This is a genomic window from Sphingomonas sp. AC522 (genome assembly GCF_979258125.1).
Map to the genome: position 1 here is coordinate 3,152,441 of NZ_OZ409836.1, position 22,741 is coordinate 3,175,181.

The 22,741-nt window shown below is 65.8% G+C and carries 11 protein-coding genes; 2 read left to right on the forward strand and 9 right to left on the reverse strand.

All coding sequences use genetic code 11. The features are described 5' to 3' along the window. Nucleotides 1-42 precede the first annotated feature (42 nt). Complete coding sequence (locus ACZZZM_RS15735; protein ID WP_463596018.1) at nt 43-14,439, reverse strand: cadherin-like beta sandwich domain-containing protein; 14,397 nt, start codon at nt 14,437-14,439, stop codon at nt 43-45. Between the two features lie 299 nt (nt 14,440-14,738). Between ACZZZM_RS15735 and ACZZZM_RS15740 the strand changes: the two genes are divergently transcribed. Beyond that, nucleotides 14,739-15,365 carry a phage tail protein gene (locus tag ACZZZM_RS15740; protein WP_463596019.1) on the forward strand — a complete coding sequence of 209 codons (627 nt, stop codon included), beginning with the start codon at nt 14,739-14,741 and terminating at the stop codon, nt 15,363-15,365. A gap of 63 nt (nt 15,366-15,428) precedes the next feature. Here the strand turns inward: ACZZZM_RS15740 and ACZZZM_RS15745 are convergent, their stop codons facing one another. Beyond that, nucleotides 15,429-15,719, reverse strand: a complete 291-nt coding sequence (locus tag ACZZZM_RS15745) for a DUF6916 family protein (protein ID WP_463596020.1) — start codon at nt 15,717-15,719, stop codon at nt 15,429-15,431. A gap of 109 nt (nt 15,720-15,828) precedes the next feature. On the opposite strand from ACZZZM_RS15745, the gene ACZZZM_RS15750 reads away from it, so the two are divergent. Beyond that, nucleotides 15,829-16,386, forward strand: coding sequence for a GNAT family N-acetyltransferase (locus ACZZZM_RS15750; protein ID WP_463596021.1), 558 nt, complete (start codon nt 15,829-15,831; stop codon nt 16,384-16,386). A 3-nt stretch (nt 16,387-16,389) separates the two neighbouring features. Here ACZZZM_RS15750 and glmS read toward each other — a convergent pair whose 3' ends face one another. From glmS to ACZZZM_RS15785, 7 genes are all read right to left on the reverse strand, one after another. Then, entirely contained in the window at nt 16,390-18,213 is a 1,824-nt protein-coding gene (glmS, locus tag ACZZZM_RS15755; protein WP_463596022.1) for a glutamine--fructose-6-phosphate transaminase (isomerizing), read from the reverse strand. Next, nucleotides 18,213-19,565 carry a bifunctional UDP-N-acetylglucosamine diphosphorylase/glucosamine-1-phosphate N-acetyltransferase GlmU gene (gene glmU, locus ACZZZM_RS15760; protein ID WP_463596023.1) on the reverse strand — a complete coding sequence of 451 codons (1,353 nt, stop codon included), beginning with the start codon at nt 19,563-19,565 and terminating at the stop codon, nt 18,213-18,215. Before glmU ends, glmS begins: the two co-directional genes overlap by 1 nt. A 101-nt stretch (nt 19,566-19,666) precedes the next feature. Then, nucleotides 19,667-20,143, reverse strand: coding sequence for a hypothetical protein (locus ACZZZM_RS15765; protein ID WP_463596024.1), 477 nt, complete (start codon nt 20,141-20,143; stop codon nt 19,667-19,669). 60 nt (nt 20,144-20,203) lie between these two features. Continuing rightward, nucleotides 20,204-21,199, reverse strand: a complete 996-nt coding sequence (locus tag ACZZZM_RS15770; RefSeq protein WP_463596025.1) for a nucleotidyltransferase domain-containing protein — start codon at nt 21,197-21,199, stop codon at nt 20,204-20,206. Beyond that, nucleotides 21,196-22,041: an HprK-related kinase A gene (locus tag ACZZZM_RS15775; protein WP_463596026.1), complete on the reverse strand. Its 846-nt coding sequence runs from the start codon at nt 22,039-22,041 to the stop codon at nt 21,196-21,198. The genes ACZZZM_RS15770 and ACZZZM_RS15775 overlap by 4 nt, the downstream gene beginning before the upstream one ends. Then, entirely contained in the window at nt 22,038-22,304 is a 267-nt protein-coding gene (locus ACZZZM_RS15780) for an HPr-rel-A system PqqD family peptide chaperone (RefSeq protein ID WP_463596027.1), read from the reverse strand. Before ACZZZM_RS15780 ends, ACZZZM_RS15775 begins: the two co-directional genes overlap by 4 nt. A 4-nt stretch (nt 22,305-22,308) precedes the next feature. Further along, nucleotides 22,309-22,698, reverse strand: a complete 390-nt coding sequence (locus ACZZZM_RS15785; RefSeq protein ID WP_463596028.1) for a hypothetical protein — start codon at nt 22,696-22,698, stop codon at nt 22,309-22,311. Nucleotides 22,699-22,741: the final 43 nt, after the last annotated feature.

Below are 22,741 nucleotides of genomic sequence, written 5' to 3' on the forward strand. Positions count from 1 at the left end.
TGGGCAAGCGCGCCGGACCCATCAGGGCCCGGCGCTGATCCCTTAGAACTCCTTCGAGATCTGGATCCGCAGCGTCCCGGACTTTTCGCCGCTGCCGCCGCGCAGCCCGGCTTCGATGTCGAACACCCAGCGCCGCGGGAAGGCGAAGCGCGCGCCCGCACTGATCTGGAGCTGATCGCGCGTCCAGCCCTGGGTCTCGAGGCTGTAGAGCGCCACCCCCGGGATATCGGCATAATCGAGCAACTGTGCGTCGGTATCCGCGAACTCGTGGTTCCACTCGGCGCGGATCCGCGGCGTGATCGTCGCGAAGCCGGTCTCGCCGGTGAATTCTAGACGCGCACCCAGCGTGCCCGTCAGCGAGTTCACGTCGCGCTGGTCGAAGCGCAGATTGTAGCGGCCTGCCCCACTCTCGGTATAGGCGCCCAACCGGGCCTTCAGGAACTCGCCGCGGCCATAGACCGACCAGCGCACCGTTTCGCTTTGCTTGTCGAGCCCGGCGGCCAGCGCCCCCACCGTGAAGCGGCCGTCACGGCTGCCCACTGCGTTGACGTTGAGCGTCGCAACCGTGCGGCGCGTGCTGAAGCTCAGATCGCCGAAGCCGACCATGCCGTCAATAAAGGCCGAGTTGCCCGGGGAGACGCTGGCATAGGCTGCGAACATGCTGCTCTGGCCGCGGACCCGAGCCGCCGATCCGCCGACATGCGTCAGATCATTGCCATAGCCGCCGCCCACGCCGACCACCATGCCGTCCGAGAGTTTGACGTCGGCGCCTGCGCTGAGGCCCGAGGTCGTCGCGGTGATCTTCGAGCGGCGCGTGGTCTGATCCTGCGTGCCGATGTCGATCGCGCCTCCGCTCCAGATCGCAATCGATCCATTGGCACGTTCGCCGCTTCCTTCCAGCGAGTCCTCGCTAAGCACCGGCCGCTCGATGCCGGCCGCGCCCGCGACTGCCCCACGGCGGCGCGGCATGCTGGGCATGTCGCCGGTGCCGCTCATCGTGGAGACCGTGCCGAGCATATCGGCGCGGTTCGCCCGCGGATCGCGCATGTTGGCGACACGGCCGAGCATGGGATCCTCAGACGAGGGACGCATCCGCTCGGTGATCTCGAGCGCCGAGGCATCGAAGGCTGGAGTCGATTGGACGAAGCCACGGCCATCGCGCGAGGTGAGCCTGACGCCCATCGCCTCGGTCCGGCCGCCACCGCCATGCAGTTGCTCAGTGCGGCGCATGAAGTTGGCGACCTGGCTACGTGCGAAGCGCCGCGTGGTCTCCGCCTGAGCGTCGCTGATCGCGCGGACATTGGGGTCGTTGGCCGGGTTCGGACGGGCAGTGACCGAGACCGTGACCGTGGCCGGGGCCGAAGTGCCATAGACGTTGGTCAGCGTGTAGCTCACCGTCACCGTGCCGGCGTAGCGCGCATTCGGCGTGACTTCGAGGCGGAAGGTGCGGGCCGCGCCCGTGCCGGTATCGACGATCCGCGTGGTCGCCGAGTTGGCTGGGCTGATGCCGACGACTGCCGCGCCGGTGAATGGCCCTTCGGTCGCTCCCGCGGTCAGGTCCACGGTCACCGTCTGGCCGTCGCCGGTCGCGGCCGTCTTGGCCTGAGCTACCGGCACCGAGCCGACCACATTGATCGTGATCGCCGCCGCCGACGACCTGCCGCCAGGGCCGGTCGCGTAGAAGGTGAAGGTGTCGGTGCCGACAAAGCCGGTCGCCGGGCGATAGGTCGCGATGGTCCGGCCGACCGCGAGCGTGGTGCGCTCGCCATTGGTTGCCGCCCCGCCGACGGTGCGCAGCGTGACAGTGCCGTGCGCCGGCGGCGTCTCGATCGAGATCGTGTCGTACTGGCCGGAAACCAGCGCCGAGAGGTCGATTTCGACGCTGCTATTGGCGTTGATCGACGACGAGCCAGCAACCGTGCCCGAGCCGGGCTGGTTGGTCGGCGGCGGCGGCGTGGCGACAGTGATCGTCACCGTTGCCGCGTTCGAAGTGCCGCCAGGGCCGGTCGCCGTGTAGGTGAAGCTGTCGGCGCCGAAATAGCCGGCCGTCGGCGTGTAGGTGACGATTTCGCCACCCACAGTAACCGTGCCGTGCGTGGGCGCAGTGCCGATCGCGATGCTGGTCCGTACGCCGGTGATCGAACTGCTCAGGTCGATCGCCGTCCCCGCGCTGTTGTACGGGACCGCGGCACTACGATTGGCTGCGACCGGAGCCGCAGGCGTGGCGACGGTGAGGCTCACCGTCGCGGCGTTGGACGTCCCGCCGGGGCCGGTGGCAGTGTAGGTGAAGCTGTCAGCACCGAAGTAACCCGCGGTCGGGGTGTAGGTGACGACTTCGCCTGCGACTGTGACCGTGCCGTGTGCCGGTGCGGTGCCGATCGCCATGCTGGTGCGTACGCCGGTGATCGAGCTGCTCAGATCGATTGCCGTGCCTGCGCTATTGTATGGGACAGCCGCATTACGGTTCGCCGCGACGGGGGCTGCAGGAGTTGCGACCGTCAGGCTGACCGTCGCGACGTTGGACGTGCCGCCCGGACCTCTGGCCGTGTAGGTGAAGCTGTCGGCTCCGAAGTAGCCGCTGGTCGGCGTGTAGGTGACGACTTCGCCTGCGATGGTGACCGTGCCATGTGCCGGTGCGGTGCCGATCGCCATGCTGGTCCGTACGCCGGTGATCGAGCTGCTCAGATCAATTGCCATGCCTGCGCTGTTATATGGGACAGCCGCGCTACGGTTCGCCGCGACGGGCGCTGCGGGGGTTGCGACCGTCAGGCTGACCGTCGCGACGTTGGACGTGCCGCCCGGACCTGTGGCCGTGTAGGTGAAGCTGTCGGCACCGAAATAGCCGCTGGTCGGCGTGTAGGTGACGACTTCGCCGGCGATGGTGACCGTACCATGAGCCGGTGCAGTACCGATGGCGATGCTGGTGCGCACGCCGGTGATCGAGCTGCTCAGGTCGATCGCCGTGCCTGCGCTGTTATATGGGACGGCAGCGCCACGGCTCGCCGCGACGGGAGCTGCCGGCGTCGCGACTGTCAGGCTTACGGTCGCGAGGTTGGATGTCCCGCCGGGGCCGGTGGCCGTATAAGTGAAGCTGTCGGCGCCGAAGTAGCCGGCAGTCGGCGTATAGGTGACGACTTCACCCGCGACGGTGACGGTTCCGTGTGCCGGCGCAGTGCCGATCGCAATGCCGGTCCGCACGCCAGTGATCGAGGTGCTCAGGTCGATCGCAGTGCCCGCGCTATTATAGGCAATTGCGACGCCGCTGCGATTTGCCGCGACCGGTGCTGCAGGCGTTGCGACCGTCAGGCTCACTGTGGCCACGTTCGACATCCCGCCCGGGCCGGTTGCCGTGTAGGTGAAGCTGTCTGCACCGAAGTAGCCGCTAGTCGGCGTGTAGGTGACGACTTCACCCGCGACGGTGACCGTGCCGTGCGCCGGCGCAGTGCCGATCGCGATGCCGGTACGCACACCGGTGATCGAGCTGCTGAGATCGATCGCAGTGCCTGCGCTGTTATAGGCAATTGCGACGCCGCTGCGATTTGCGGCAACAGGCGCTGCCGGAGTTGCGACCGTCAGGCTCACTGTGGCCACGTTCGACGTCCCGCCGGGGCCAGTGGCTGTATAGGTGAAGCTATCGGCACCGAAGTAGCCCGCCGTGGGCGTATAGGTCACGACCTCGCCCGCGATGCTGACCGTGCCGTGCGTGGGCGCAGTGCCGATCGCGATGCTGGTGCGCACGCCGGTGATCGAGCTGCTCAGATCGATTGCCGTCCCTGCGCTGTTGTATGGGACAGCCACATTACGGTTCGCCGCGACGGGGGCTGCAGGAGTGGCAACCGTCAGGCTGACCGTCGCGACGTTGGACGTCCCACCTGGACCAGTGGCCGTGTAGGTGAAGCTGTCCGCACCGAAGTAACCGGCCGTCGGCGTGTAGGTCACAACCTCGGCCGCGATGCTGACCGTGCCGTGCGCCGGTGCGGTGCCGATGGCGATGCTGGTCCGTACGCCGGTGATCGAGCTGCTCAGGTCGATGGCAGTGCCTGCGCTGTTGTACGAAACCGCGATGCCGCTCCGGTTCGCGGCAACAGGCGCTGCCGGCGTTGCGATGGACAGGCTGACCATTGCGACGTTGGACGCGCCACCTGGGCCGGTCGCCGTATAGGTGAAGCTGTCAGCACCGAAGTAGCCCGCGGTCGGGATGTAGGTGACGACTTCGCCTGCGACTGTGACCGTGCCGTGTGCCGGTGCGGTGCCGATCGCGATGCTGGTCCGTACGCCGGTGATCGAGCTGCTCAGATCGATTGCCGTGCCTGCGCTGTTATATGGGACAGCCGCGCTACGGTTCGCCGCGACGGGGGCTGCAGGAGTTGCGACCGCCAGGCTGACCGTTGCCACGTTGGACGTGCCGCCTGGACCTGTGGCCGTGTAGGTGAAGCTGTCGGCTCCGAAGTAGGCGCTGGTCGGGGTGTAGGTGACGACTTCGCCGGCGATGGTGACCGTACCGTGAGCCGGTGCAGTACCGATGGCGATGCTGGTGCGCACGCCGGTGATCGAGCTGCTCAGGTCGATCGGGGTGCCTGCGCTGTTGTATGGGACTGCGACGCCGCTGCGGTTGGCCGCGACGGGCGCTGCGGGGGTTGCGACCGTCAGGCCCACCGTAGCCACGTTCGACGTCCCGCCAGGGCCAGTTGCCGTGTAGGTGAAGCTGTCAGTACCGAAGTAGCCAGCCGTCGGGGTGTAGGTGACGACCTCGCCCGCAACGCTGACGGTGCCATGAGCGGGTGCGGTGCCGATGGCGATGCTGCTGCGTACGCCGGTTACCGACGTGCTTAGATCGATTGCGGTTCCGGCGCTGTTATACGCCACCGCTACGCCGCTCCTGTCCGCGGCAACGGGCGCCGGGGGCGTGGCGACGTTGAGAGTCACGGTCGCCGGTGCCGAAGTGCCGCCAGGGCCGGTGGCCGTAAAGGTGAAGCTGTCGGCGCCATAATAGCTAGCCGTCGGCGTGTAAGTGACCACGTTGCCCGCGACACTGACCGTGCCGTGCGCCGGTGCAGTAGCCACTGCAATGCTGCTGTGGACGCCGGTGATCGACGCGCTCAGGTCGATAGCCGTACCGGCGCTGTTATACGCGACGGCGACGCCGTTCCGGTCCGCGACCGTAGGTGCGGGCGGCGTGGCGACAGTGAGCGTGACATTTGCCGGGGTCGAAGTTCCGCCGGGTCCGGTCGCGGTATAGGTGAAGCTGTCTGCACCATAGTAGCCGGTTGCCGGGGTGTAAGTGACGACATCGCCCGCGATGCTCACAGTGCCGTGCGCAGGCGCGGTGCCGATCGCGATGCTGGTGTGCAGTCCGGTGATCGAGCCGCTCAGATCGATCGCGGTGCCGGCGCTGTTATAGGCGACGCTGACGCCGCTCTTGTCGGCGGCGACCGGTGCGGGCGCCATCGTGAACGAGACCGATCCCGCGGGCGAGACATTGCCCGCCATGTCGGTCGCGACTGCCGTGGCGGTATGCCCGCCGGTCGACAGCGGAGTCACGGTCTGGAAGCTCCAGGCGCCGCCCGCGCTTGCAGTCACGGTGCCGACGATTGCGCCATCGATCCGTACGGTGACGCTCGAATTGGCCTCGGCGGTGCCCGAGATGAGCGGAGTCGTGGTGGCGATAGTGGATCCGTTCGTCGGCGCAGTGATCACGGGCGCAGGCGGAGCTGTGGTGTCGACCGTGAATGAAACGGTGGCCGAGGAGGGCGAGACATTACCCGCGCTGTCGGTCGCGGTCGCACGTGCCGTGTGTGCCCCATCGGCAAGCGCCGCGCTGGTAAAGCTCCAAGTGCCGCCCGCTGCTGTCGTCGTGCCTGCAGTGGCGCCGTCGATCACGATCGTGACGGTCGCGCCGGTCTCGGCAGTTCCGGTGATCGTCGCGACACTGGCGGCAAGGCGCGCGCCATTCGCAGGCGCAGTGATTGCCGGAGCGCCTGGCGCCTGCGTGTCGATTGAGAAGTTGCGCGTCGCGGAAGTCGGCGAGACATTGTTCGCACCATCGGTCGCCGTCGCAGTGGCGGCATAATCGCCATCGGCCAGAACGCCGGTCGCGAGGGTCCAGGTGCCGCCGCCGCTGGCGGTGGTGGTGCCTGCAGCGGCTCCGTTGAGCGTCACGCTGACGGTCGCGTTAGGCTCGGCCGTGCCGCTGAGCGTCACGGTGTTGACGGTGAGGCGTACGCCCTGAGCGGGCGACGCGATCGCCGGAGCCGCAGGCGCCAGCGAATCGATGGAGAAGTTGATCGTCGGCGACGATGGCGAAACGTTGCCCACTGCATCGGTCGCGATCGCACGCACGGTGTGCGCACCTTGCGCGAGCGCAGCAGGCGCGAAGGTCCAATTCCCTTCGGCGCTTGCCGTGGCGGTGCCCGCAGTCGCGCCGTCGATTACGATCGTGACGGTCGCGCCGGGCTCGGCTGTGCCCGAGATCGCCGGGGTCGTGGTTTTCACCGTGGCGCCGTTGGCCGGGCCGGTCAGCACCGGAGCCGCAGGAGCCGTGGCGTCGATCGTGAAGCTTACGGTGTTGGACGCGCCCGAGACGTTGCCCACGGCGTCTGTTGCGGTCGCCGAGGCAGTGTGCAGGCCATCGGCGAGCGCCGCCGAGGTGAAGGTCCAATTGCCGCCCGTCGCGGTTACGGTGCCGCGGACGGTCCCGTCGATCCGGACGGAGACCGTCGATCCCGCTTCGGCAGTGCCGCTGATGACCGGGATATTGTTGGTCGAAGTCGAACCATTGGCCGGGGCGCTCACCACCGGAGGATTGGGCGCGAGCGCATCGACCGAGAAGGTGTTGGTATTCGAGTCCGCAGACGTCGCGCCCGAGATCGTGACCGTCGCCTTGACGCTATGCGGGCCATGGCTCAGCGCGCTGCCGTTCAGCGACCAGTTACCGCCGGCGGCGATGGTCGTACCGATGCTGGCGCCGTCGACATAAACCGTGACGGTGCTGCCGCTGATCGCAGTGCCCGAATAAACCGGCGTGGGGTTGAGACCCGTCGCGCCATTTGCAGGCGTGGCGACCGTGGGCGACGCCGGGCCGCCGACGCCGACATTCTGCTGCACCTGGGGCGCGGCATTATAGGTCGTGTTGCCGGCCTGGTTGGCGTTGATGACGCAGGTGCCGGTCCCGGTGAAGCTCACCGCTCCTCCCGCGATCGTGCAGACGCCCGAGGAACCGGCGTCGATCGTGAAGGTGACGGCAAGGCCGGAGGTCGCTGTCGCGGTCGGCATGTAGGTCGCTCCACCCACCGAGGCACTGCCGGGGGCAGCCGAGGTGAAGCTAATGGTCTGATTGACCTTGGCAACCGTGAAGCTCTGCTGGACCTGGGGCGCCGCGCCATAGCTGGCATTGCCGGCCTGGTTGGCATTGATCACGCAATTGCCCGCGCCGATGAAGCTCACCACGCCGCCCGAGATCGTGCAGACGCCTGAGGAACCGGCATCGATCGTGAAGGCGACGGTGAGGCCAGAAGTGGCGGTCGCAGCCGGCGTGTAGGTCGCCCCTCCTACCGTCGCCGATGCGGGCGCAGCCGAAGTGAAGGCGACGGTCTGCGTGCCTTGCGCGATCGCCAAGGCATAGCTGCGCGAGCCCGTATACGGCCCGGTGCCAGTCGAGGAATCGGTGGCGGTTACCGTGAAATTGAACGTGCCGGTGACGGTCGGCGTGCCGGCGATCGTGCCGTTTGCGGCGAGCGTTATGCCCGCAGGCAGCGCGCCAGCGGTGACGGCGAAGCCATAGCCGGCAGTGCCGCCAGTGGCAGTGAGGGCCTGGCTGTAGCCCGTCGCGACCGTACCGCCCGGAAGCGTGGCCGGCGCGATCTGGATCGTCGGGACATCGACGGTCACGGCATAAGCGCGCGCGACCGAATAAGGAGCGCCGGCGCCCGTCGAGCTATCGGTCGCAGTGATGGTGAAATTGAACGTGCCGCCAGCGCTTGGCGTGCCGCTCAGCGTACCGCTGGCGGAGAGGCTGACACCCGCGGGCAGTGCGCCCGCCGTGATGGCGTAGCTGTAAGTGGGCGTGCCGCCGCTGGCAGTGATCGCCTGCGAATAAGCGGTAGCGATCGCAGCATTGGGCAGCGTTGCCGGGGCGAGCGTCATCACCGGCGCGGCGACCGTGAGTGCGTAGGCACGCGAGGCCGAATACGGCGCTCCCGCGCCGGTCGAGCTGTCGGTCGCGCGAATGGTGAAGTTGAAGTTGCCGCCTGCCGTCGGCGTGCCACTCAGTGTGCCGTTGGCACCCAGCGTCATGCCAGCAGGCAATGCGCCTGCAGTGACAGTGAAGCTGTAACCCGCGGTCCCACCACTGGCGGTGATCGCTTGCGAATAGGCCGTGCCGACGGTCGCGTTGTTCAGCGAAGCGGGCGAAATGGCGATGGTCGGGGCATTGACTACCAGAGCATAAGCGCGCGAGCTCGTGAAGGGAGCGCCAGCGCCGGTCGAACTGTCAGTCGCAGTAACGGTGAAGTTGAACGTGCCCCCCGACGTGGGAGTACCGCTCAGCGTGCCATCGGCCGCGAGCGTCACGCCCGCGGGGAGCGCGCCCGCCGTGACTGCGAAGCTATAGCCCGCGGTGCCACCGCTGGCGGTAATCGCCTGCGAGTAAGCCGATCCGACCGTCGCATTGTTGAGCGAGGCAGGCGCGATTGCGATAGTCGGCGCATCGACCGTGAGCGCGTAGGCCCGCGAGCCTGAATAGGGTCCGCTGCCGCCCGAACTGTCGGTCGCAGTGACGGTGAAGTTGAAGGTGCCACCAGCCGTCGGTGTTCCGCTCAGCGTGCCGTTAGCCGCGAGCGTCATGCCGGCGGGAAGCACACCCGCGCTAACTGCAAAGGTATGGCCGGCAGTGCCACCACTGGCGGTGATCGCCTGCGAATAGGCCGTCCCGATCGTAGCGTTGGTCAGCGAAGCCGGAGCAATCGTGATCGTTGGCGCATTGATCGTCAGCGCATAAACGCGCGAGCCGCTATACGGCGCACCGGTTCCGGTCGAACTGTCGGTTGCAGTGACCGTGAAGTTAAATGTGCCGCCCGCAGTGGCCGTGCCGCTCAGCGTGCCGTTGGCGGCCAAGGTGATGCCGGCAGGCAATGCACCTGCAGTTACCGCGAAGCTGTAACCTGCGGTGCCGCCGCTTGCCGTGATGGCCTGCGAATAGGGCGATGCGATCGACCCATTCGGAAGCGATGCGGGCGCAATCAGGATCGTCGGAGCGTTGACCAGCAGCGTGTAGGCACGCGAACCGGAATAAGGTCCGCCGGCCCCCGCCGAGCTGTCGGTCGCCGTGACGGTGAAAGTGAAGCTGCCGCCCGCCGCGGGCGTGCCAGTCAGCGCGCCATTCGAGGCGAGGCTCACCCCGGCAGGCAGGGCGCCCGAGGTCACTGCAAAGCTGTAGCTCGCGGTGCCGCCGCTGGCCGAAATCGCCTGGCTATAGGCAGTGGCGACCGTCGCGTTCGGCAGGCTGGCTGGGCTCACCGCAATCGTGGGTGCGGCGATGGCTATGGTCTGCTGCACCTGGGGGGCCGCGGTGTAATTGGCGTTGCCGGCCTGGTTGGCGTTGATCACGCAATTGCCGACACCGATAAAGCTGACAGTCCCGCCCGAGATCGTGCAGATCGTGCTCGACGAACCGGCGATCGTGAAGGCAACAGGCAGGCCGGAGGTGGCAGTGGCCGTCGGCGTATAGGTAGCGCCACCGACGGTGGCGCCGCTCGGCGCAGTCGAAGTGAAGCTGATCGACTGCGTCGCCTGAGTGATCGCAAAGCTCTGCTGGATTTGCGTTGCCGGATTCCAGTTGGAATTGCCCGCCTGGTTGGCGTTTATCACGCAAGTGCCGACGCCGTTGAACGACACGACACCGCCCGAGATCGAGCAGAAGGCCGTTGCCGAGGCATCGATCGTCAACGCAACTGGGAGGGAAGAGTTGGAGCTCGCGGTCACCGTATAGGTGGCGCCTACCGGACGCGAGACCGGCGGGGTCGTGCCGAAGGTGAGCGTCTGCGTGCCCTTGGCGATCGTGACGTTGATGGTGGTGCCGACGACGGGCGCGCCGTTCCCGTTATTGTCGTTCACGCGGATCGCGTAGGTGTAATTGCCCGCCACAGTTGGCGTGCCGCTGACCAGACCGGTCGTGTCGGAGAGGCCCGTGCCCGGCGGCAGCGAGCCGGACGCGACATTGTAGCTGTAAGGCAGCGTGCCGCCCGAAGCCGTGTTCGTCTGGCTGTAAGCCGCGCCGACCGCAGTGCCCGTGGGCGCCGCCGAATTGATCGTTACAGGCGGGATCGCCACGACGAGTTGCAGCGCGCCGCTCGACCCGATGAAGGGACCGGTGCCGGTCGAACTATCGGAGATCGAGGCAGTGAAATTGAAGGTGCCGGCAACGCTCGGCGTGCCGGTGATCGTGCAATTGCCGTTGAGCTGGGTGCCTGGGGGCAGCGCGCCGGCGCCAAGCGAACCGCAAGTGTAGCTCGCCCGGCCGCCCGTGATCACCACAGAGACGCCTACAAGCGCGGTGTCGCGCGTGCCGCTGCCCGTGACGCTTCCCGAGAAGGTCGGATCGCCGATCGTGAGCGTTACCGTTCCAGGCGCGGACGTGCCGCTGCCGTTGGTCGCGGTGTAAGTGAAGGTATCGTTCCCGCGATAGCCGGCGGGCGGAGTGAAGGTCACCTGCCCGCTATTGTCGATGCTGACCGAGCCGCCCTGCCCAGTCGTCGCCGAGCCTACCGCATAGCTGGTCGGCGTGCCGCCAGTGACCAGGCTCGAGAGATTGAAGCTGTAAGGCTGATTGCTGCCGTCATTGTACGGAACGATCGAGCCGTGCGTGAAGCTGGGCGTGGTCGGCGGAGCGACCGCGCGAGTGACCGTTACAGTGTAAGTGCTGATCGTCGTGCCGTCCTGGGCGGTGACGGCAGTGGTGATCGTGTTCGCGCCGACCGCAAGCGCGATCGAACCCGAGGGCGAGCCGGATGTAACCGAGACGCCGTTGACCGTGACGCTGGCGTTGGCCTGAGTCACTGTCGGCGTGACGGTGATCGAAGTCGTCGCATTGGGGACCGACGCCGTATAGCTGGTGGTGCCGCTGGCGAAGGCGGGGTTCAGCGTACCCGCAGACAGCGTAAGGTTCGACAGGGTCGAGACGTTCGACGCCGCGCGTGTGACCGTAGTCGTGTAGGTGCTGGTCGACGTGCCGTCCTGAGCGGTGACCACCGTGGTGATCGTGTTCGCGCCAACCGCGAGCGCAATCGCGCCCGAGGGCGAACCCGAAGTGACCCCGACCCCGTTGACCGTGACGGTGGCATTGGCCTGAGTAACCGTCGGCGTGACGGTGATCGATGTCGTCGCGTTGCCGACCGACGCCGTATAGCTCGTCGTGCCGCTGGCGAACGCAGGGTTCAGCGTGCCTGATGACAGCGTCAGGTTCGACAGCGTCGAAACGCTGGATGCCGCACGCGTGACCGTGGTCGTGTAGGTGGTGGTCGTGGTACCGTCCTGCGCCGTCACGATCGTAGTGATCGTGTTGGCGCCCACCGCCAGCGCAATCGAGCCCGAGGGCGAACCCGAAGTGACCGTGACCCCGTTGACGGTAACGGTGGCATTGGCCTGGGTTACCGTCGGCGTGACGGTGATCGAAGTCGTCGCGTTGGAAACCGCCGCAGTATAGCTGGTGGTGCCGCTCGCGAAGGTCGGGTTCAGCGTGCCTGAGGACAGCGTCAGGTTCGACAGCGTCGAAACGTTCGAGCCGGCCCGCGTGACTGTCACCGTATAGGTGCTGATCGTCGCGCCGTCCTGCGCAGTGACGGCAGTGGTGATCGTGTTCGCGCCGACCGCAAGCGCGATCGAACCCGAGGGCGAGCCGGATGTAACCGAGACGCCGTTGACCGTGACGGTGGCGTTGGCCTGAGACACTGTCGGCGTGACGGTGATCGAAGTCGTCGCGTTGGAAACCGACGCCGTATAGCTGGTGGTGCCGCTGGCGAAGGCGGGGTTCAGCGTACCTGCAGACAGGGTGAGGTTAGACAGGGTCGAGATGTTCGACGCCGCGCGCGTGACCGTGGTCGTGTAAGTGCTGGTCGTCGTGCCGTCCTGGGCGGTGACCACAGTAGTAATCGTATTCGCGCCCACCGCGAGCGCAATCGCGCCCGAGGGCGAACCCGAAGTGACCCCGACCCCGTTGAGCGTGACGGTGGCATTGGCCTGAGTAACCGTCGGCGTGACGGTGATCGAGGTCGTCGCGTTGGCGACCGACGCCGTATAGCTGGTGGTGCCGCTTGCAAAGGCGGGGTTCAGGGTGCCCGAAGACAGCGTCAGGTTAGACAGGGTCGAGACGTTGGACGCCGCGCGCGTAACCGTGGTCGTATAGGTGCGCGTGGTCGTGGTGTCCTGCGCCGTTACGACGGTGGTGATGATGTTGGCGCCGACAGACAGCGCGATCAGGCCCGAGGGCGTACCTGAAGGAACGGCCACGCCGTTCACCGTGACGGTAGCGCCCGAATATGCGGTGGTCGGCGTGACCCTTAGCGCGGTCACGGCATTGGCGACCGAAGCCGTATAGCTGGTCGTGCCTGCGGCGAAGGCCGGGGTCAGCGTGCCCTGCGAAGGCACCAGGTCCGACAGATCGGCGTCCGCAGAGGCAGTGACCGTCAGCGATGTGGCAGTGCCGCCGCTGCCGGCGGCCGAATTGGCCGCAGAAGGCGTTCCGGTCGGTACAGGATATGCGGCCGGCGTGTTCGAAGTAACGTTGAAGCTGTAGGTACAGGTCGCCGAGCCTGCCAGCGCGCCCCCGCTCAGGGTTACCGTTCCCGAACCTGCGGAAGCTGACAGCACGCCCCCGCACCCATTCGTGCCGGCAGTCGAACCGACCACCAGATTGGCCGGCAAGCTGATCGTGTTGCCCACGCCTGCCTGGGAGACTGCGTTCGGATTGGTCAGGGTGACCGTTGCGAGACTCTGGGTACCTGCGGCGATCGAACTCTGCCCCAGGCTGATGGACGCGCTCGGCCCCTGCGACCAGACCGTCGTCGGATCGCTGGCAGTCGCCGGACTAGGCGCCCCGCCACCCGACAGATTCACGCTTGGATTGGATGCAAGCGTATTCGGCGCGAACTGACCGACATTGACGACGAGCGAGATCGGGTTGCCATTCGAACCCGCGGTGATCGCATCGGTCGAAGTGCAGTTGGTGCTTCCGCAGGTCCAACCCGTGCCCGATGTGGTCGGGTTATACGTGAGCCCTCCCGGCAAGCTCCACGTTGCAGTCACCGTGCCCGAAGTATTGGCGACCGTCGCGCTTGGCGTGATCGTGTAGGTCAGCGTCTGGCCGCGCACGGCATTGCCGCTGTGCGTCATCGTCACGCCCAGCGTCGGATCGGCATAGGTGAACTGGTTCGCGGTGGCCGTCGGGCTGACGGCACCGCTCGAAGTCGTAACCGTAACATTGACCGTGCCCGCTACATGGGCGGGGGATGTGGCGGTCATCTGGGTGGAGCTGTTATAGACGAAGCTGAGAGCAGGAGTGCCACCAAACTGGACGGACGAGCCGCTGTCGAAGTCGGTGCCGGTGATCACGACCGGAGTGCTGCCCGCAGTACGCCCGGTATTGGGGTTTACCCCCGTCACCGCCGGCGCGACAACCCGGAGTGTAAACGTTTTGGACGAACTGCCCGTGCCCAGGTGCGTGACAGTGACCGTGAACGTTGTAGTGGGGATGCCCGTCGTGGGGGTGCCGCTCAGCTCACCGGTGCTCGTGTTGAACGACATGCCGGTCGGCAGCGTGCCGCCCGAAAGCGTGTAGGTGCGGGCGCCCTTGCCATAGACCGCGGTGACGGGAAACGCGTTCACAGCAGTCCCGGCGTTCACCGATATGCTGGGAACGGCCTGGGTGGTGACCACCTGGCAATAGAAAGTGAAGCGGACGGTGGAATTGGCATTGCCTGAGGTCGGCGCAGTCGAAGCGCCGCGTAGCCGCGCGACGTTCCCAGGGGCGGCGAACGTTCCACTGCCCGAACTCGTCTGTCCCGAAACGATAGCCGTATTGGCGCCGCTACCCGTGGCAGAATATTGAACAGCCGCGGTCGCTAGGGGGTTCACCGAATATTCGTAGACAACCTGATCGCCGCTGACGAAATTCGCCGTAGCATTGGGAATCGCAGTAACGTTGGTGGGCACAAATACAAAGGCGTTACCCGTGCCATTGGTCCAAGTCGCCGCCATGTCGGTATAGGTTGTGGGGCTGGCGGCGATAGCGTCACAGCCTGGCGATGCCATTGCGGCAGTCGGCGCCAATGCCGCGCCTGCGATCAGCGCCGCGCGAGGCACATAGCGCGCCGCGGCACCGGCAATCGCCGCCACCTTTCGCAAGGCGGCGTCAGTGGTGGCGGTTCCCGATCGGCCAATTCGGCTCAAGAAACTACCAATACGCGAATCGACGGCAACCATTAAACGCCCCCCGGCTGATTCAGCGGGCCTATCCGCTTGATCGCTAAGGATCAATAGGTCGAATTCGCACTAAACCTGCCATATGTCCCTAAATAAAGCTGCACAGCTTTATCGTTTATTTACATTGCACCTAAGACCCTCGGTCAATTCCTCTTACATTTTTACAAATCGGACCATTATGGACGCATCGGCTAACGAAATGATTTTTTTGGTTTAGCATCCCCCTGCTTTTCACAAGTGGGAGGGACTCGACCATGGAAGTTTTTATGGGGGTAATTTTGCCCGTCGGCTTCAACTACGCCCCGCGTGGCTGGATGTTTTGCAGCGGGCAGCTATTGTCCATTGCTCAAAACAGCGCTTTGTTTTCGCTGCTCGGGACCACCTATGGTGGCGATGGGGTGACGACCTTCTCGCTCCCGGATTTGCGGGGCCGCACGATCGTCGGCGCGCAGCAGGGACAGCAGGGACCGGGCCTGCCGCCCGTTCAGACGGGTGAGATAGCGGGCGTGCCCTCCACCACGATCAGCATCAACCAGATGCCGATGCACAATCACACCGCGACCTTTGTGCCTTCTGGCGGCGGCGCAGTGACCGGGACGATGCAGGCGATGACCGGTGCGATCGGATCGCAGACCGGGGCACCCACCGATGGCTGTTTCCTCGGCGTCAACTATGACCCCGGCGCGACCATCGAGCCGACGCTGTATGTGCCCGCCGGAAGCACCGGCACGACGCCGGTCAACCTCGGCGGCCTGAGCCTTTCCGGCGGCGGCGGGGGCGGCACTGTGACGGTGGGCGCGAACGGGGGGAGCCAGCCGCTCCCGATCATGCAGCCTTATTTGGGGATCAACTATATCATTGCGCTGCAGGGAATCTTCCCGTCGCGCAACTGACCCCTGATTGCGAACAACGAAGGCCGGCCACGCTATCTCGCGAGGCCGGCCTTTGCTATCACTTCACGAGAACAACGCCTGATAGTGACGATGCGTCTGCGACGGCTGAAGCTGGGTGATGAGCATTTCGTACGGCCCGCCCTTGCCGCAATCGAATTCATAGCTGGTGTCCATGAGCACCACTGCGAGCGGCGAATCGAAAAACAGCGAAAATGGCTCGCGCACGTCAAAGCCCTTGAGCGCGCCGTGCCGCTCAACTCGCTCCAGCACCACTTCCACTGGTCGGGGCAGCGTGTTGACCCGCACCTTTTTCCCCACCCAGGGATCGAAATCCTCCGGCGTCAGCAATATCATGATCGTCCTCCACTCCCGGCTTTCGCCGGCCGATTTGCGTTGGCACAGTGCCGGGGCGGGGCGGCGTTGGGAAGGGGCAGCCAGGGATGCACGGGGGTAACGGGCCGCAATGGACGCGATAGTTTTGCCGCCCTTTCCGGCAGCGAGGCGCCCCTGCCCGCCTCTACTCAAGCTCGCCCCTTTGGGAATTGGGCTGCGCCCCGCAGTACAGGCCGATCTCGGCTTTCTACGCCGGCTCTATGCCGAAATGCGCGCGCCCGAGCTTATCGCCGCGCCCTGGTCGCCGACCGAGAAAGCGGCGTTCTGCGACAGCCAGTTCGCGCTCCAGCACCGAGACTATGTCCGCCGCTTCGCGCGCGGCGACTTCTGGATCGTGACGCGGGCAGCGGACGACAAGGTGCGCGACATCGGCCGGCTAACGCTCGATCGCAAGAGCAGGAACTGGCGGGTGGTCGACATCATCGTTGGGGTAGAGGTGCGCGGACAAGGAATCGGTGCCGCCCTCATCCAATGGGTGCAGGCTAGCGCACGCGCAGCCAGCGCCGCCTCCGTCACCCTGACGGTCGCGACCACCAATCCGAGCGCGCTGGCCTTGTATCAGCGACTGGGTTTCGTCGACTGCGGTGAAGTGACGCCTTTCCACCGCGCGATGGAATGGCGCCCCTGAGCGTTATTCTACGGTCACCGACTTGGCCAGGTTGCGCGGCTGATCGACGTCCGTGCCCTTGGCGACTGCAACGTGATAGGCGAGCAACTGCACCGGCACGGCATAGACGAGCGGCGCGATCAACGGGTGGACGCTCGGCATCTCGATAGTTGCCTCGGCATCATCCCCGGCGAGCGCCAGACCCTCGGCGTCCGAAATCAGCACAACGCGGGCACCGCGGGCCTTGGCTTCCTGCATGTTCGACACGGTCTTGTCGAAAAGCGGGCCCGAGGGAGCGAGAACGATCAGCGGCACCAGATCGTCGATCAGTGCGATCGGCCCGTGCTTCATCTCACCCGAGGCATAGCCTTCGGCGTGGATATAGCTGATTTCCTTGAGCTTGAGCGCGCCTTCCAGCGCTAGCGGGTAATCGGGGCCGCGGCCGAGATAGAGCACGTCGCGGGCCTCGGCGATCATCCCCGCCATCCCCTGGATCTCTTCATCGTGCGACAGCGCGGCGTTGATCGCGGCGGGTGCCTCGATCAGGTGGCGGACGATCTCGCGCTCCTCGCTTGGCGGCATCAGCCCCTTCGCGCGCGCGAGATTGACTGCGAGCGCGGCCATGACGCTGAGTTGGCAAGTGAATGCTTTGGTCGAGGCGACGCCGATCTCAGGTCCGGCATGCGTCGAGAGCAGGAGATCGACTTCGCGCGCCATCGAGCTGGTAGGTACGTTGATGATGCCCGCGGTGGTCACGCCATTGGCCTTCATGTGGCGCAGCGCGGCGAGCGTATCGGCGGTCTCACCCGACTGGCTAACGACGACGCCGAGTGTGTGCGGCAGCAGCACCGGATCGCGGTACCGGAACTCGGACGCGACATCGACTTCGACCGGCAGGCGAGCGAAGCGCTCGATCCAATATTTGCCGATCATGCCGACATAGCTGGCCGTGCCGCATGCGACGATCGCGACGCGCTCGATCTTGGAGAGGTCGAAATCCATGTTGGGCATGGCGACCATCTGCTCGACCGGGCGGATATACGATGCCAGCGTCTGCGCGACGACGACCGGCTGCTCGTAAATTTCCTTGAGCATGAAATGGGCGTGGTTGCCCTTGTCGATCGCTTCGGCGGTGGCGCCGGATTCAACAATCGGGCGCTCGACAGGATTGTTGTCGCGGTCGAACACTTCAATGCTCTCGCGGGTGACGACCGCCCAGTCGCCTTCGTCGAGATAGGCGATGCGCTGGGTCAGCGAGGCAAGCGCGTGCGCGTCCGAGCCAAGATAATTCTCGCCCTCGCCATAGCCGACCGTGAGCGGCGCACCGAGGCGGGCGCAGATCAGCATGTCGGGCTCGTTGCGGAACAAGAAGGCGACGGCGAAGGCGCCGTGGAGCTGTGGCAGCACCGCGGCGACGGCGTCGCGTGGGGCCTTGCCGGCCTTGAGTTCGCGATCGACGAGGTGCGCGACAACTTCGGTGTCGGTCTGCGACTTGAACTCGCGGCCCTCGGCGATCAGCGCATCGCGGAGCGGCTTGAAATTCTCGATGATGCCATTGTGGACGATAGTGACGTCGCCGACGATGTGTGGGTGGGCATTATCCTCGGTCGGCGCACCATGCGTCGCCCAGCGCGTGTGCGCGATGCCGATATGGCCGGGGAGCGGGTTTTCAGCGAGGCGCGCGCCGAGATTGAACAACTTGCCCTCGGCCCGCCTCCGGTCGATCTCGCCGCCATTGAGGGTGGCGATGCCGGCGGAGTCATAACCGCGATATTCCAAGCGCGTCAGCGCTTCGAACAGCCGCGGCGTAACGTCCCCCGTCCCGACAATTCCAACGATACCACACATTACTTTGCAGCCTTCTTAGCTTTCATCGCCTCGCGGAAGCGGTGCCCCCAGCCGGGCTTTATTTCCTGTTTGGCGCGGGCGACCGCGAGCGCATTGGGCTCGACATCGCGCGTCACCACCGATCCTGCCGCAACGATCGCGCCGTCGCCGATCTTGATCGGCGCGACCAGCGCGCTGTTCGATCCGATAAAGGCGCCGTGGCCGATCTCGGTGCCGTATTTGAAGAAACCATCGTAATTGCAGGTGATCGTGCCCGCGCCGATATTGGCGCCTGCCCCCACCTTGGCGTCGCCGAGATAGGTCAAGTGATTGGCCTTGGCGCCCGGGCCGAGCACCGACTTCTTCATCTCGACGAAATTGCCGACCTTCGAGCCCTGCTCCATCACTGCGCCAGGGCGCAGGCGCGCGAAAGGCCCTATCTCGGCCTTCGACATCACCGTCGCGCCTTCGATATGGCTGTTGGCGCGGATCGTCACGCGGTCCGCAATATCGACGCCGGGGCCGAAAAAGACATTGGGCTCGATCAGCACATCGCGGCCGAGCCTGGTATCGTGCGAGAACCAGACCGTCTCGGGCGCGATCAGCGTCACGCCGTCGTCCATTGCCTGCACGCGTCGGCGGCGCTGCCAGACGAGCTCGGCGCCGGCCAGTTCGGCGCGGCTGTTGATCCCGAGCACTTCGGCCTCGCTTGCCTCGATCACCACCGAACGGTCCATATCCTGAACCGTGAGCATGACGATGTCGGGCAAATAATATTCGCCTGCCGCATTGTCGTTGCCGACGCGTTCAAGCAGCGGCCAGAGATCGGCTGTGCGCACGGCCATCACGCCCGAGTTGCACAGCCTTTCGGCGCGCTGCACAGGAGTGGCGTCCTTATACTCGACCATTGCGAGGATGCGGGTGTCGCTGTCGGCGACGATGCGGCCATAGGCTGCCGGATCCTCGGGCCGGAAGCCAAGCACGACTACCTTGGGATGGTCGGGTCCTTCGAGGCGCTCGACCATGCGAAGAATCGTCTCGGTTCTGAGGAACGGCACGTCGCCAAAAGCGATAACGGCAATGCCTTCGAAACCTGCCAGCGCCTCCTTGGCCTGGAGCGCGGCGTGCGCCGTTCCGAGTTGATCCTCCTGCACTGCGATGCGCACGCCCAGCGGCGCAACTGCGGCCTCGACCTGCTCGCGCAACGCCCCCACCACCACGACGCGTTCGGTCGCGCCGGCGGCGTCGAAACTATCGATCAGGTGCATCAGCATCGGCCGGCCAGCGATCGGATGCAGCACCTTGTGGGTATCGGATTTCATCCGCGTGCCCTTGCCTGCGGCAAGGATGATCGCGGCGATGGCATGCGTCATGGAAGCCCCTCTTGGGGATGCGGTTACGCTGATAGTCTTGCGATTTCCATAGTGCCTGCATCTAAGCTAAAAAATCCCATAGCCGACGAAGCGATTGGTGTTTAGGTCCCTTCAGCCTCGCCGTCGCCGTCTTCCCCTTCGGCTTCGTTGGCAGCGGCAGGCGTGGGCGTGATTGTCCCTTCCGCCTTATAATCATAGCCTGCGAGCACGGCCTTGCCGTCTTGCATCCGATAGATGAATTGCTCGTGCGCCTTGCCGCGCTCGAAAATGCTATCGTAATCCAGCGTAACGCGCTGGCCGGAATTAGTGTCGGTGTCATAGCTCCAGCCGGGCTCGCCCGCAGACTTGAAGGCACCTAGCGCCTGATGGAAGCCGCCGACTATCTGGACGAACTGCGCTTCGCCCACCGAATTGCGGATGTCCGGCGAAGCCCCCTTGTAGATTTCCGCGAACTGTCCTGCTGCGATTTGCTGGCGGAACTTGGCTACTTCGGTCTTCGCCGCAGCGGTGCTCTCGCCTGCCGAGCAACCTGCCAGCGCGACCACCGCAGCAACCGCGAATATCCTCAAAGCGTGCATGTCACCCCCCATTTCTGCTTATTCATGCAGGCAAGCTGACACGCGCAAAGGGGTTTGTCATCAGGGAGCATGCCCCTTGCGCCACTTGGTCCACAGATGTTGCGCCAGCATCGCCGGGGGCATGCGCAGCCAGTGCGAGCGCAGATAGAAAGCCAGGCGCGTCGGCTTGCGCGTCGGGCGGCCCCAGCCGTCACGTGCGGTCAGACGGCGCAGATAGAGCCGGTCGCCCCAGCCTCCGGCAGTGCCCGCGAGGGGGGGCAGGCCGTACAGTGCCTGGGCCAGCCGCACGGCGCGGCTCATCGCGCCTGCCAGCCCGTGATACGCGGCCCGCCCCTCCAGCCCCTCGACGCCGAACTCTTCGATCAGGCAGTGAATATCCCAGAGATTACGCATGCCACCCGCCAGGTCGCCATCGGCGAAGAGGTGCGCTGCGGCGTGGCAGAGCATATCGTTGGGGTTCAGCACGCGGAGGCCGTTTTCGAGGGCTACGCTATCCGCCAGCAGCGCCTGCGCATCGGGCGTGATGCGGGCGGTGAGCGGCAGGATCGTGTGGTGCACGTCGATCATCCGATCCCGCTCGCGGTGAATCAGCGGCGGGAGTTCATGCATCCATTTGCGGTAATAAGCGTCGTCATAAGGATCGGGCTTGACCCACTCCCACCCCGCCGCGAGCAGTCGCGCCTCGGCCTCTTCGATTCGTTCGCGCGGGACAAGAATGTCGAGATCCCCGATCGAGCGCCCCCTGCCCGCCTGCAATCCTGTTGCGACGAACGCAGTGCCCTTGAGCAGCGCCACGGGTATCCCGCCAAGCACCCGGCGCGCCATCTCGGCCTCCCACAAGGCAGCGGTGCGCCCCTGCTCGGCCGAGGCGATCGCATCGCGGACGATATGCGCCGCATCTTCGGGCAGCGCCAACCCGTCGAGCCGGGTGGCAAGCGTGCCGATCAATTGCTCGGCGCGGGCGACAGCGAAGAGCGCGGTCCATTCGCTCGGGGTGACACCCGCGGTTGAGCCAGGATCGCGCAGCGCCCGGGCCAGCAAGAGCGCGGGACTCATGCCAGGCGCTCCACCATGTCGAGCGCAGTCTGGGTATCGGGATAGTCGATCGCCCGCGCGGGGACGTCGCGGACCAGCCGAGTGAGTGCGTTGAAGCCACGCTCGGCGAGATTGACGTAATTGGTCGAGGCCTGGGTGAGGCGGACGAACGCCTCGCTGGGAAGGACCGGGCGCTCGGCCGCCTCGAAACCGAAGCGCGGGAAGAGCAGCAGTGCGGGCGTCGCAGGCTCGGCCATCGCGGCGATGGCGCGGGCATCGGGAACGATATGGCGAAGCGTGCCCTTGGGGGTGCCTTCGAGGCGGGGGCCGAAACGCGCGTTGGGCAGGAGCGCTTCGGCCACGGGAATCGCTTCGTTCTTGAGGCTGATCAGGCGGGGAAACGCATGCGCGAAGCCGGTTTCGGGATCGATCAGGATGAACTCGTCGCCCATCATCCGCCAGCCGCGCGCCATAAGCAGGGCGGCGAGCGTCGATTTTCCCGCGCCGGAAATGCCCGTCATCAGCACCGCGCGCCCGTCGCGCTCGACCCCAGATGCGTGCAGCAGCAGATAGCCGCGCTGCCCAAGCGCCATCTGCAGGTTCATCCCCATCTCGGCGGCTAGCAGTCCCAGTGCTAGCGGAAGCGGCGACGCGTCGGGGATGACGAAGTCGCCGCCGATATGCACTGCGGGACGCAGAAATCGGCGCCATGGCCGCGCTGCGAACAAGTGGACGTTGAAGTCGGGCACTTCGGGCTTGGGATAGTCGCGGTAGAGATCGTCGAGCGTGGTAATGGGCGCGCGCCAGTCACTGCCAATGCGAAAACCGACCGGCCCGATGCGAAGGCTGGTGACGTGCCTCACAGGGGCTCGACCAGTCCAGCCGCGGCAAGCTCGTCGAGCCTTGTTACGAGCGCCTCTCGGTCGGCATCGAGCAAATCATATTCGGCGGTGAGCTTCGCCAGCAGTCCATCCAGGCTCAGAGGCTCGGCCAGCGCCTCGAGGATTTCGGGCACGGGTGCGTCGACGACATGCGTAATGCCCGAGGCGCGGTGATAGATCAGCGTCAGCGCGTCGAGCGGCACAATTCTAAGAGTGACCGGCGAGGCGGCACGATAATGCAGCACGGCCTCAGCCGCGCGGCATCTGTAATGATGCGAAGCAGGTGAATCCGCTTGTTCCCGATTGCAGGCGGCGGATGTAGTTCGTGTAGGCGCGGCTCCGCTCGTAATCGGCGCCGGGCAGCGTGCCGCCGTTGAGCGCGCGCTTTACGTCCTCTGCCTTGTACGAAACGCCGGGGGGCGGAAATGCGCCCGCAGTGCCCGCCGGGACCAGCGAGCCGTCGGCGGCGATGTGGCTGCCCGCTCGGCCCGGATCGGGGACCGGAATCTCGCAATGCATCACCGACGCGCTGGTCTGCGCGAGCGCTGGACGGATCGAGACGATCGCCGAGGCGCTCGCGGCGCCAAGCATCAGCGCACGACGGCTGGCTTTGGGCGTAGTAGGTGCGTCGTCGCTCATGGCCTATTGTCCTGCGCTCGGCGGCCTTTCGCAATCGTAAATG